This window comes from Mesobacillus boroniphilus (assembly GCF_018424685.1).
GTDB classification, from domain to species: domain Bacteria; phylum Bacillota; class Bacilli; order Bacillales; family Cytobacillaceae; genus Mesobacillus; species Mesobacillus boroniphilus_A.
Genome location: NZ_QTKX01000002.1, coordinates 176,669 through 189,243, shown reverse-complemented (window position 1 = coordinate 189,243; position 12,575 = coordinate 176,669). Strand labels below are relative to the sequence as shown.

The 12,575-nt window shown below is 46.1% G+C and carries 10 protein-coding genes; 3 read left to right on the top strand and 7 right to left on the bottom strand.

Annotation, left to right across the window (positions count from 1 at the left end):
• Positions 1–28 precede the first annotated feature (28 nt).
• From DYI25_RS13985 to DYI25_RS13970, 4 genes are all read right to left on the bottom strand, one after another.
• Positions 29–1,159 (bottom strand): acyl-CoA dehydrogenase, encoded by a 1,131-nt coding sequence (locus DYI25_RS13985; RefSeq protein ID WP_213369931.1) that lies wholly within the window; start codon positions 1,157–1,159, stop codon positions 29–31.
• A 59-nt stretch (positions 1,160–1,218) separates the two neighbouring features.
• Positions 1,219–2,070, bottom strand: a complete 852-nt coding sequence (locus DYI25_RS13980; RefSeq protein WP_213369929.1) for a 3-hydroxybutyryl-CoA dehydrogenase — start codon at positions 2,068–2,070, stop codon at positions 1,219–1,221.
• A 65-nt stretch (positions 2,071–2,135) separates the two neighbouring features.
• Positions 2,136–3,323, bottom strand: a complete 1,188-nt coding sequence (locus tag DYI25_RS13975; protein WP_213369926.1) for an acetyl-CoA C-acetyltransferase — start codon at positions 3,321–3,323, stop codon at positions 2,136–2,138.
• A gap of 295 nt (positions 3,324–3,618) precedes the next feature.
• Positions 3,619–5,730: a heterodisulfide reductase-related iron-sulfur binding cluster gene (locus tag DYI25_RS13970; protein ID WP_213369924.1), complete on the bottom strand. Its 2,112-nt coding sequence runs from the start codon at positions 5,728–5,730 to the stop codon at positions 3,619–3,621.
• Positions 5,731–5,954: 224 nt separating this feature from the next.
• Between DYI25_RS13970 and cls the strand changes: the two genes are divergently transcribed.
• Complete coding sequence (cls, locus tag DYI25_RS13965) at positions 5,955–7,142, top strand: cardiolipin synthase (protein ID WP_213369922.1); 1,188 nt, start codon at positions 5,955–5,957, stop codon at positions 7,140–7,142.
• 36 nt (positions 7,143–7,178) lie between these two features.
• Entirely contained in the window at positions 7,179–8,138 is a 960-nt protein-coding gene (gene uvsE / locus DYI25_RS13960) for a UV DNA damage repair endonuclease UvsE (protein WP_213369919.1), read from the top strand.
• Positions 8,139–8,353: 215 nt separating this feature from the next.
• Here the strand turns inward: uvsE and argS are convergent, their stop codons facing one another.
• Positions 8,354–10,024 (bottom strand): arginine--tRNA ligase, encoded by a 1,671-nt coding sequence (gene argS, locus DYI25_RS13955; protein ID WP_213369917.1) that lies wholly within the window; start codon positions 10,022–10,024, stop codon positions 8,354–8,356.
• Entirely contained in the window at positions 10,021–10,464 is a 444-nt protein-coding gene (locus tag DYI25_RS13950; RefSeq protein WP_213369915.1) for a DUF1934 domain-containing protein, read from the bottom strand. Before DYI25_RS13950 ends, argS begins: the two co-directional genes overlap by 4 nt.
• Before the next feature lie 221 nt (positions 10,465–10,685).
• Here DYI25_RS13950 and DYI25_RS13945 point away from each other — a divergent pair, with 221 nt between their 5' ends.
• Entirely contained in the window at positions 10,686–10,838 is a 153-nt protein-coding gene (locus tag DYI25_RS13945; RefSeq protein ID WP_213369913.1) for a DUF1540 domain-containing protein, read from the top strand.
• Positions 10,839–11,128: 290 nt separating this feature from the next.
• Here the strand turns inward: DYI25_RS13945 and DYI25_RS13940 are convergent, their stop codons facing one another.
• Positions 11,129–12,448 (bottom strand): short-chain fatty acid transporter, encoded by a 1,320-nt coding sequence (locus DYI25_RS13940; protein ID WP_213369912.1) that lies wholly within the window; start codon positions 12,446–12,448, stop codon positions 11,129–11,131.
• Positions 12,449–12,575: the final 127 nt, after the last annotated feature.

Genomic DNA, 12,575 nt, shown 5'->3' with positions numbered 1-12,575 from the left:
TTCGCAAAGGAACTATCGCATACAAGCGCTACAACTGCTTGCTAATAACAATCTTCTGGATCTCACTAGTTCCTTCGTAGATCTCGGTTACTTTGGCGTCGCGGAAGTAGCGTTCGACTGGGTATTCTTTTGTATAGCCGTAGCCGCCGAATACCTGGATTGCTTCTGTGGCGACTTCTACTGCTGTGCGTGATGTGAAAAGCTTCGCCATGGAGGCTTCGATTCCGCATTTTTGGCCCTCTGAGCGTAACTGGGCAGCGCGATAGATTAATAGTTTTGCAGCTTCGACTGATGTTGCCATGTCAGCCAGCTTGAAGCCGACGCCTTGCTGGGCAGCGATTGGTTTGCCGAACTGGACTCTTTCTTTTGCATAGGCAGTCGCCGCTTCCAATGCAGCTTCTGCAATACCGAGAGCTTGTGCGGCAATGCCGATACGCCCGGAGTCGAGGTTGCTCATCGCGATTTTGAACCCTTCGCCTTCCTGGCCAAGCAAGTTCTCTTCTGGCACCTTCATGTCTTCAAACGTCAGCTGTACTGTGCGGGAGCCGTAGAGGCCCATTTTGTGTTCATCTTTGCCGACGATGAAGCCCGGTGTGTCTTTTTCGACGATAAAAGCGGATACACCTTTAGGACCTGCTTCCGGATTAGTAGAAGCGAAAACAATGTAAACATCTGCTTCGCCGCCGTTCGTGATGAATACCTTCGAGCCGTTCAACACATAGTGTCCATCTTTCTTGACCGCTCGTGTTTTCAGGCTTGCAGCATCTGACCCTGCGCTAGGTTCCGTCAGACAGAATGCGCCGAGATATTCCCCTGCAGCCAGCTTAGGCACATACTTTTTCTTCTGCTCTTCTGTTCCGAAGTAAAGAATTGGATTCGTTCCGACGGAAGTATGGACAGACAGGATGACGCCAACCGTTGCGCTGACCTTTGAGATTTCATGGATTGCGATGATGTAGGAGATGAAATCCATCTCCGAGCCGCCATACTCCTCGGGAACCGGGATTCCCATCAAGCCAAGCTCGCCCATCTTCCTTAAAATCTCCCTCGGGAACTCGCCCTCTTCCATTTTTTCAACAAATGGAGCGATTTCGGTTTGCGCGAAATCTCGCACCATTTTGCGCATCATTTCCTGTTCTTCTGTAAATCTCAGATTCATTCTTAACCCTCCCCACGTCCAGACAATCATTTATGTATGGACGGATTCACGAAAAATAATTACTCGTAAGTGTAGAAACCACGGCCTGATTTTTTGCCTAACCAGCCTGCTTTTACATATTTCCTTAACAATGGGCAAGGGCGGTATTTGTCATCGCCAAAGCCTTCGTGGAGTGTTTCCATGATGTAGAGGCATGTATCAAGGCCAATGAAGTCTGCAAGTGTCAGCGGTCCCATTGGGTGGTTCATGCCGAGCTTCATGACTTCGTCGATCGCTTCCTTCGTTGCTACTCCCTCGTACAATGTGTAGATCGCTTCATTGATCATCGGCATCAGGATGCGGTTAGAAACGAAGCCTGGGAAGTCGTTCACTTCGACAGGGACTTTTTCCACTGTTTTAGTGATGTCTTCAATTGTTTGATAGACTTCATCAGCAGTCGCCAGCCCGCGGATGATTTCAACGAGCTTCATGACCGGCACCGGATTCATGAAGTGCATGCCGATGACTTTTTCCGGACGTTTTGTTGCTGCAGCGATTTCAGTGATTGGTAAAGATGATGTATTAGAAGCAAGGATCGCGTGCTCAGGTGCGATTTCATCAAGCTGGGCAAAGATTTTAGTCTTTATGTCCATGTTCTCGACTGCAGCTTCGATTACAAGGTCCGCATTCTTTGCGTCATTCAAATCTGTTGAAGAGGTGATCCTACCTACGACCTCATCAAGCTGTTCAGCTGTCATCCGCCCTTTGTCTACCTGACGGCCAAGGTTTTTCTTGATGCCAGAAAGACCGCGTTCAACAAATTCTGGCTTAAGGTCATTCAAAAACACATCGTATCCTGCCTGCGCGCATACCTGAGCGATACCTGAACCCATTTGTCCTGCGCCAATTACCATAATCGTTTTTACACTCATTCGTTTTCCTCCTATAAAATCAATTCAACGGAGGGCAGGCATCCCGGCCCTCCCGTCAATTTTTCTTATTGCTTCGGAACCTCAATCATCACAGCGTCTCCCTGGCCGCCGCCCGAGCAGATCGCCGCAATGCCGACCCCACCGCCGCGGCGCTTCAGTTCATGCATCAAAGTAAGGATGATGCGTGCCCCACTGGCTCCGATAGGGTGACCAAGGGCAACCGCACCGCCGTTCACATTGACCTTTTCTGGATCAAGGTTCGCAATGCGTCCACTTGTCAAAGCGACTGCAGCAAAAGCTTCGTTAATTTCAAAAAGATCAATTTCCGCTAGTGACTTGCCCGTTTTCTTCAACAGTTCGTTGATGACAATACCAGGTGTTTTCGGAAAGTCCTTCGCTTCTGTTGCGATGGCTGCATGCCCAAGGATGACTGCCTGTGGTGTCCTGCCTTCACGCTTTGCGCGCTCTTCGCTCATCAGCACGAGGGCCGCCGCGCCGTCGTTGACGCCCGGTGCGTTACCGGCAGTAATCGTGCCATCCGAGTTGAAAACCGGGCCTAACTTTGCTAGCTTTTCAACTGATGTATCCTTCCTAGGTGATTCATCATGCTGGACCAAAATCGGGTCGCCCTTCCGCTGTGGCACTTCAACTGGAACGATTTCCTCAGCAAGCTTTCCTGATTCAATCGCCTCAATCGCCCTTTGGTGGCTGCGATACGACCACTCATCCTGCTCTTCGCGGCTAATTTCGTATTCCTTCGCCACTTCATTACCGTACGTGCCCATATGGACGCCTTTGAAGCTGCAAGTTAATCCATCATGGATCATCAAATCTTTTACCTGACCATCGCCCATTCTGAAGCCCCAACGTGCTTTCGGAAGAATATAAGGTGCGTTGCTCATTGACTCCATTCCGCCGGCTACAATGACTTCTTCGTCTCCTGCGCGGATGATCTGATCACCAAGCGTCAGGCTGCGCATGCCTGATGCACAAACCTTATTGATTGTTTCCGTTTTTACTTCCCACGGGATTCCCGCTTCTCTTGCAGCCTGACGTGATGGGAGCTGTCCCTGGCCTCCCTGAAGCACAGTGCCAAGAATGACCTCGCCGATTTCCTCAGGCTTTACTTCCGCGCGTGCCATCGCCTCTTTCAGCGCGATTCCGCCAAGCTGGCTTGCATTAAATCCGCTCAACGCTCCGCCAAGCTTGCCAAATGGTGTTCTTGCCCCTGCTAAAATGACTGTCTTTCCCATTGCCATCTCTCCCTTTCAATCTATTAATTTTTTGAAAATGAAAAATAAATTGGCACACAGACGACTTTAATGACTGAACGCTCGCTCGAAACTGATTCAAAAAAATATGCGTATTCTTTTTTATGTGAGGTTCTAAGGTGGTTTCTTGCTGAAGAATAATGTAAGCGCTTTATCATAATATTCATTTTACTTTAAAAATAGTAGAAATTGAAACACTTTGCTAAAAATTCTGGCATATGTCGAATTTTTACTGTGAGTCAACTTCTACTATTCATGTTTTGAGTATTAATTTGTATTAAGAAACAAGCGGTTTGATTTCTCCGAAAACGGATTTTTCAAGTAGTTCTGCTACGTCAAGTGTATCGACGTTTTCTTCTACTTCCTTCGCTTTCGTCCCATCAGACAGCATTGTCAGGCAGTATGGGCATCCGGAACTGATGACGGATGGGTTCACTGCAAGTGCCTGTTCTGTACGGGATACATTGATCCTGTGTCCTGTTTCTTCTTCCATCCACATCAAGCCGCCGCCTGCACCACAGCACATTGCTGTATCACGGTTACGTTCCATTTCCTTAAGGTCCACTCCTGGAATCGCCTTGAGGATATCACGCGGAGCGTCATACACCTCGTTATAGCGGCCAAGGTAGCAGGAATCGTGGAAAGTGATCGTTTCGTTCACTGCATGCTTCGGTACCAGCTTTCCTTCTTTCACCAATTGCGCAAGAAGTTCAGTGTGGTGGTAAACCTCACCTTCAAAGCCGAAATCAGGATATTCGTTCTTAAAGATATTGTATGCGTGAGGGTCGATCGTCACGATCTTCTTCACTTCATTTTTCTCGAATTCTTCGATATTCTTTGTTGCAAGCTCCTGGAACAAGAACTCGTTACCAAGGCGGCGTGGTGTATCCCCGGAGTTCTTTTCCTTGTTTCCGAGAATCGCGAACTTGACGCCAGCTTCGTTCAATAGCTTAGCAAACGAAAGGGCGATCTTCTGGCTTCGGTTGTCAAATGCACCCATGGCTCCAACCCAGAATAAGTATTCGAATTCTTCATCTGCCTTTTTCATTTCTTTTACCGTAGGAATGACAACATCGTCGCGAAGCTCACGCCAGTTTTCTTTTTCCTTACGGTTCAAGCCCCAAGGGTTGCCCTGGCGCTCGATATTCGTCATCGCGCGCTGAGCGTCAGCGTCCATCTTGCCTTCAGTCAAAACTAGATAACGACGGAGGTCGATGATTTTGTCAACGTGTTCGTTCATAACCGGACACTGGTCTTCACAGTTACGGCAAGTTGTACATGCCCAGATTTCTTCTTCTGTGATGATATCGCCGATCATGCTTGGACTGTATGCAAGGCCTGCTGCAGCTTCATTCGCACCCTGGCCTGCTGCTGCTAAAGCGATTTGGTTGCCCTTTGTGTTGGAAAAAGCGAAAGTCGGTACCCAAGGCTGCTTCGATGTAACAGCGGCACCATGTAGTGTCAGATGGTCACGCAGCTTGACGATCAAGTCCATTGGCGACAGCATTTTGCCTGTGCCAGTGGCCGGACACATATTCGTACAACGTCCACATTCCACACATGCGTAAAAGTCGATCATTTGCTCATAATTGAAATCGGTTATCTTTCCAGCACCGAATGTTTCCTGTGTTTCATCTTCAAAATCGATTTTTGTAATCTTCCCTGGTGAATCAACCCTTGTTAAGTAAACATTGGCTGGTCCAGCGATCAAGTGAGCATGCTTGGACTGCGGTACGTACACAAGGAACGCCAGCAAGAACAGCAAGTGAATCCACCATGCGATATAGAAAACCGTGATGGCAGCTGCCTCAGGAATTCCGCTGAATGCTGCCGCGATAAGAGATGCGACCGGTTCAGTCCAAGTTCCTTCATGGCCGTGCCAGATCATGCTCATTCCGTTTCCGAGCAATACGGAAAGCATTAGTCCGCCAATGAACAGAAGTACAAGTCCATTTTTAAAGCCGCGCTTCAAACGGACAAGCTTCTCAACATAACGGCGGTAAAAAGCCCATACTACCGCTACAAGAATGGTAAGAGTTACGAGTTCCTGAAAGAATGTGAAGCCTGGATATAACGGACCTAGCGGCAAATGCGAGCCCGGCTTGATCCCCTTCCAAATAAAATCAATTGCCCCAAACTGGACAAGGAGGAATCCATAAAAAAACATAACGTGGATAGCACCGCTTTTTTTGTCCTTCAAAAGCCTTTTTTGGCCAAATACATGGACAAGGATTCTTCTCCAGCGATCTTTGATATCATCATCAAACTCAGATTTCTTGCCAAGCTTGATGTATTCGATTCTTGTCTTTACCACATAAACGAACAGGCTGACTGCGTAAGCGGTTACAAGCAAGAACGCAATAAAATTGATCCAAAGCAAACCGTTCATAAAATCATTTACCCCTTTCGATGCTGATTTTTGGACGAAAATTTTTAACCAAACAAATTTTCTGAATATACCTTTATCTCCATTATATAATGAATGAGCATTCAGTCAACTCATTTCCTTTCATTTCTGAAAATTGTTTACACTTTCTCTTTTATAGGAAGTTAACATATATGAAGCAATTTCGGCAAAAATAAAAGAAATACTTTTAAGGGAGCCGAATTGCTATGGAAATAGGATGGATTTTGATTGCAATAATAGCAGGGCTTATACTGTGGGTCTATGCAGACTTCATGCTTGGCAGGAAAAAGCATCTGGCCAGTGCCAAAACAAATTCGCTGCCAATCCGGGAGAGCAACCTTGCCATTTTTGCCGAAGGTCCTACACTGTTCGACGACCTTTTTTCCGAATTAAAAAAAGCGAAACAGCACATTCATATTCTGTTTTATATCGTCCAGGATGATAAAATAAGCCAGGAGTTTCTCTCGATTTTAAAAGAACGGGTGAATGCTGGGGTTGAGGTGCGCCTTATGGTCGATTGGGTAGGCAGCGGACTGAAGCGCAAAACAATCAAATCACTGAAGGCTGCCGGAGTTGAGTTCGCCTATTCCCAAATGCCTAAATTGCCGTTCTTATTTTACTCATCTCAGGTGCGGAACCACCGGAAGATCACCGTGATTGACGGCAAGATTGCCTATCTCGGCGGCTACAATATCGGCGAAGAATATAACAATCATGATCCGAAACTGTCTCCTTGGCGCGATTACCATCTGAAAATGACGGGTGAAGGGGTCAGAGATTTGCAGTCAGAATTCCTTGAGGATTGGCATGCAGCAGCAAAAGTGAACCTTCTGCAAAACAAAGCCTATTTTCCTGCCCTTCCAAAAGGTAAGATTCGACAGCAGCTTGTTCCTACTGAAGGTGTCCTGCTAGAAGAAATGATGTCAGACCTGATTAGCAATGCAAAGACCTCCATTTTCATCGGAACACCGTACTTCATACCGAGCAAAAGGGTATTCAACTTATTGCGGGAGGCGGTCCATAGAGGAATTTCGGTTACGGTTCTTGTCCCGCTCGTTTCCGATCATGCCCTTGTTAAAGAAGCATCATACCCCTATTTAAGGACTCTGATCAAGGATGGAGTCGAAGTGTATCAGTTTTTAAAAGGCTTTTACCATTCCAAGGTACTGCTCGTGGATGATGAGGTTTGTGACATTGGCACCGCCAATTTTGATAAAAGAAGCATGTACTTAAATTATGAATTGAACTGCTTGATTTATGATGTAGATTTTATTAAAAAAATTAAGCGGATCCTGGCAGAAGACATCCTGAACTCAAGGCAAGCTGCTTTGGATGACTTCACCCATTCGCCTCTGAAGGAAAAGGCCGCGAGTACAATATCCTACTTTTTATAAAGGAGCCGGCCATCAAGGCAACGAAGGAGTGACGCTATGATCATTCGGTTGGGCTATGTATCGACCGCCATCAGCCTGTGGGACGCATCTCCCTCCAAGGCTCTTACATTTGCTCGTTACGGACAGCTGCCCAAAGACGCGCGGCATGAAAAGCTGCTTTCTGTGACCTACCAGAACCTTGAGAATACAGAAAGAATGATTCATTACAATATCGCCCATGATATCCCTTTGTATCGCTTTTCCAGCTCAATTGCGCCGCTTGCGACCCACCCGGAGGTCAAGTGGGATTATGTCACGCCGTTTCGTGATAAATGGCTGGAAATAGGTGCATTGGTTAAAAAGCATGAACTGCGGACAAGTTTCCATCCGAACCAGTTCACTTTGTTTACTTCCCCGAGGGAGGAAGTAACCGCAAACGCGATTTTGGATATGGAATACCATTACGGCATGCTCGAAGCAATGGGACTGGAAAACGAAGCGATCATCAACATCCATATTGGCGGGGCATATGGGAACAAAGAAGAAACAATTTTGCGCTTCCATGAAAACTTCACTAAGCTACCACCCCATATCAAAAAGATCACTACACTTGAAAATGATGATAAAACCTATAATGCAGAAGAAACACTTGCCGCTTGTGTAAAAGAAGATGTCCCATTCATGTTCGATTATCACCACCACATGGCGAATCTTTATGAGGGGGCCTTGGAAAAACTGCTCCCCGATGGCTTCGCAACCTGGGAACGGACTGGGCTTAAGCCTAAAATCCATATCTCCTCACCTAAATCTGAAAAAGCATATAGATCACACGCGGATTATGTTGACCCAGAATATATCCTGCCATTGATTGAAATCCTCCGAGGCATCGGCCAGGATGTCGATTTCATGATCGAAGCGAAGGCGAAAGATAAGGCAGCGCTAAAGCTCGTGGAGGATTTGGCTAAGATACGAGGAGTGAAACGGATTGGCGGGGCTGTTTTGGAGTGGAAAACATAAATAGGATGCTTTTTTTGGTTTTTATAACCAGAATTGATTTATAGCGGAATAATCATTTTTATAGCGAAAATATTGATTCAATAGCAAAAATTTTATAGCGAACATTATTTTTTATAGCGAAATTCTAATTTTTATAGCTAATTGGAAATCCCGCTCATTTTTTCCAATTTTAAAAAAGACCCAGCCATCTTCGGCTGGGTCTCAATACTTTCAAATCACATCTTCTCCGGAGCAGAAACCCCAATCAATGCAAGTGCATTTTTCAGCGTGATCTGCGCTGTCTTAATAAGCGACAGGCGGGCTACTGTTCTTTCTTTATTGTCCAGATCCAATACTTTCTCAGCGTTGTAGAAGCTGTGGAATACGGATGCCAATTCGAAAATGTAGTTAGAGATTCGGTGCGGCATACGCTTCTGTGCTGCTTCGGCAACAGCCAACGGGAACTCGCCAAGCTTTTTCAGCAGGTCGATTTCCTTTTCGGATTGGATATGCTTGAAATCTGCCTCACTGTCAAAAATCAAACCTTGCTCTGCAGCAGAACGCAGGATGCTATTAATACGTGCGTGCGCATACTGGGCGTAGAATACTGGGTTTTCATTGGACTGGGATACAGCAAGGTCAAGGTCGAAATCCATATGAGTGTCCGCGCTTCTCATCGCGAAGAAGTAACGAACTGCATCAAGACCTACCTCATCAATCAGGTCACGCATGGTAACAGCCTTGCCTGTACGCTTGCTCATCTTCATCTTCTCGCCATTCTTGTACAGGTGGACAAGCTGGATGATTTCGACTTCAAGAGCTTCACGGTCGTAGCCAAGCGCCTCAATCGCCGCCTTCATACGAGGGATGTAGCCGTGGTGGTCCGCTCCCCAGATGTTGATCAGCTTTTCAAAGCCGCGCTCAAGCTTGTCCTTATGGTAGGCAATGTCCGGAAGGAGGTACGTGTAAGAGCCATCCTGCTTGATCAGCACGCGGTCCTTGTCATCGCCAAGCTCGGACGAACGGAACCATGTCGCTCCATCCTCTTCATAAATATGGCCGTTGGCGCGCAGTGCATCTAGTGCCACGTCGATTTTCCCATTTTGATACAGAGAAGTTTCAGAGTACCAAACGTCGAACTTAACACGGAAGTTCTCAAGGTCCTGCTTCAGCTTTTCCATTTCGTATTTCAAGCCATACTCACGGAAAGCATCGAAGCGCTCCTGATCAGGAACATTCACATATTTATCGCCGAACTCTTCAGCCAGGGTTTTCCCAATACCGATGATATCAGCACCATGATAGCCATCCTCAGGCATCGGCTTGTCCATGCCAAGCGCCTGGAAGTAACGCGCCTCAACAGAAAGTGCCAAGTTGTTAATCTGATTTCCAGCGTCGTTGATATAATATTCGCGGGAAACGTCGTAGCCAGCCTTATCCAGCACATTGCACAATGAATCACCTACAGCTGCGCCTCGCGCATGGCCAAGGTGAAGGTCGCCAGTCGGGTTGGCAGATACGAACTCGATCTGGATCTTCTGTCCATTTCCTACTTTGGATTCCCCGTAGTTGTCGCCTGCTTCGAGGATTGCAGGAATTAAGTCCGTCAAATAGCTGTTATCCATGTAAAAGTTGATGAAGCCAGGACCGGCGATTTCAATTTTCTCGATGGATGCCTTGCTTTTATCAAAGTTCTCTATCAGTTGCTCAGCAATCTGGCGAGGTGCCTTCTTCGCAACGCGCGCAAGCTGCATCGCCATATTCGTAGAGTAATCCCCGTGCGCCTTTTCTTTAGGAGTCTCAAGGATCACAGCCGGAATTTGCGCTTCCTCAGCAAGACCAGCTTTGATGATTGCCTGCTTGATTTCTTCCTTCAGCTTCAATTGAACCTGTTCAACTATATTCATTTGCCTTCCTCCTTATAATTGATCATTAAATGATATGTACCTGCATTCGCGCCCTGTATTGCCATATCATATAGCAAGTCCACATGGCCCTCCTGCTTTATCTCGTTAAAATCAGTATCAAGTCGCTTTGTGAGCGCCGAAGTTTCCAGCAGCCCATATTGGGTTTGATAATTGCCCGGAGTTTTTTTATTCATCAGGAAATGAAGCCTCATCTTGATCGCGCCGCTGCGCAAAATCAGCACTTCGTCCCCTGATATTTTAACCGTCGTATGGACATCTCCTTCCTCCATCACTTCATCATATTGGAGGTACGAGCTGTTCGCCTTTTTATAGTATCGGCCAAAAGTGGTCAATTCAAAAGTTTCCTTCTCCTTGCCACTGTAAATCGCCGTTTTTACCGTCACCTTGACAGGAATCTGATCAGCGGGTTTACTAGACACCGTTAACACGCCCTTTTCTTGTCCAGCTCCAGCGCTTTGTCGATTATGACCAAGTCGCCAGCGCTTTTCTATCTTCATTATAACTTTATAAGTATAAATATTCTCCTTTGAAAGTGCAAGGTAGCAGGAATCATTTGAGGAATTTAGAGATACACTCATAGGGTTTGTCCCTCTCCAAATCGGGTATTGATTACCAAGACCTTTTAAAGGAGGTGCTCCACATGAGAATCGAAGTAAAATGCGAAGTAGAAAACTGTAAATACTGGGCAGAAGGCGATCAATGTGTGGCTGACTCTATCATGGTCGTAGCCAATACAGGTCATCAGGCAGTGAATGAAAGAGAAACAATCTGTGATACATTTGAAAAGATGTAAGTTTAAGAGCTGGATGGCATGTTTGCCATCCAGCTTTTATGTTTAGTTGAAATTATGACGTTTTCTCATCAAAAAAACATCATTATCTTCAATACAATTAACTTTGCTGCCTGATTTTTTTTCAACTTGAGGATTCCGCGAAAATCCTGGATTATTCCGTGAAAGAAAGTGAGATTCCTCGAATTTCCACCTTAATTCCGCGAAACCCAGGTATAATTCCGCGAACTGGAAAATATCCTCGATTTTTTCCAATTAAAAAAGAGAAGCTTGACGCTCCTCTTTTTTTAAACCTAGAAAAACAGCATTCCTGCCGAAATGATGATACCTGAAACAATCAGTGTCAGCACACAGTACCCCATGATGTCTTTTGCCTTAAGCCCGGCAATCGCCAGTGCAGGCAATGCCCAGAACGGCTGGATCAAGTTGGTCCACGCGTCGCCCCACGCTACGGCCATCGCTGTTTTCGGGATGGATACTCCAAGGGTCTGGGCTGCTTCAAGCATGACTGGTGCCTGGACCGCCCACTGTCCTCCGCCTGATGGAACAAAGAAGTTGACCAAACCAGCACTCAGGAAGGCGAAGAATGGGAATGTGAATTCATTCGAGATCGATACGAATCCTTCTGACATGACTGCAGCCAGGCCAGACGCTGTCATCATCCCCATGATTCCCGCGTAAAAAGGGAATTGGATGATGATTCCGCTCGCTCCTTTTACCGCATTCACGACCGCCTCAAGGAAACGCTTTGGCGTGCCATGGAACAGGATACCGAGGAACAAGAACAGGAAGTTGACAATATCAAGATTCAGCTTAAAGCCGTTTGTAGCAAAATAGTAAAATAAGAATACAAGTCCAAAAATGCCGATCAGCAAGGAGATAATCCGGCTGTTTTCCAGCTTTTCGGCAGGCGTCATTGCTCCCTGCTCGATTGTTGCTGCCTGAACGTCATTTTCCAGCAATACTGGGTCGACCGTCACCGTTTGATCCTTTGATGGCATCATCAGGCGATTAACAACCGGCAATACGAGAAGCAAGATTAGGATAATGAAAAGATTGAAGCCTGCAAAAATTGTTTGGTCTGTCGGAATAATACCAATCAAATCCTGCGAAAAATGGCCTTCCGTCGCGATTGTCAGCGGAATCGAACCGGAAATACCGCCATGCCATACGATGAACCCCGCGTAAGCGCTTGCAATTAACAGCCTATAATCCACGTTTTTAACCTTTTTTGCTAGCTCCTTCGCAAACAGTGCTCCAATGACCAAACCAAAGCCCCAGTTAATCAAGCTGGCAATCATGGATACGACTGTGACAATGACAATCGCCTGCCCTGGAGATTTCGCAAGGGAAGCTAGAGATCCCAGGCCCCTTTTAAAAATATTGCTGCTCGCGAGAACGTGACCTGTCACAAGCACAAGCACCATCTGCATCGAGAACGTCAGCAATCCCCAGAAACCACCGCCCCAATGCTGGACCATCTGGTACGGACCGCTGTCGGTAAAAATAAGGCCTAATCCAAATACAACAAAAGTTAAGATGATGACAAATAGAAACGGATCAGGCAAGTACCGCTGCATAATGCGGTTGAAAAAAGAAACCAATGTTTTCAATCTTTTTACCTCCTTTTTAGTAGTTACATACATGATTATTATATTTTCTATATGATTCAGAATATTCCTTCTTCAATATTAACTATTCTGGTTTTAAAAAAGGCACAAAAAAATGCCCCCTAAAAAG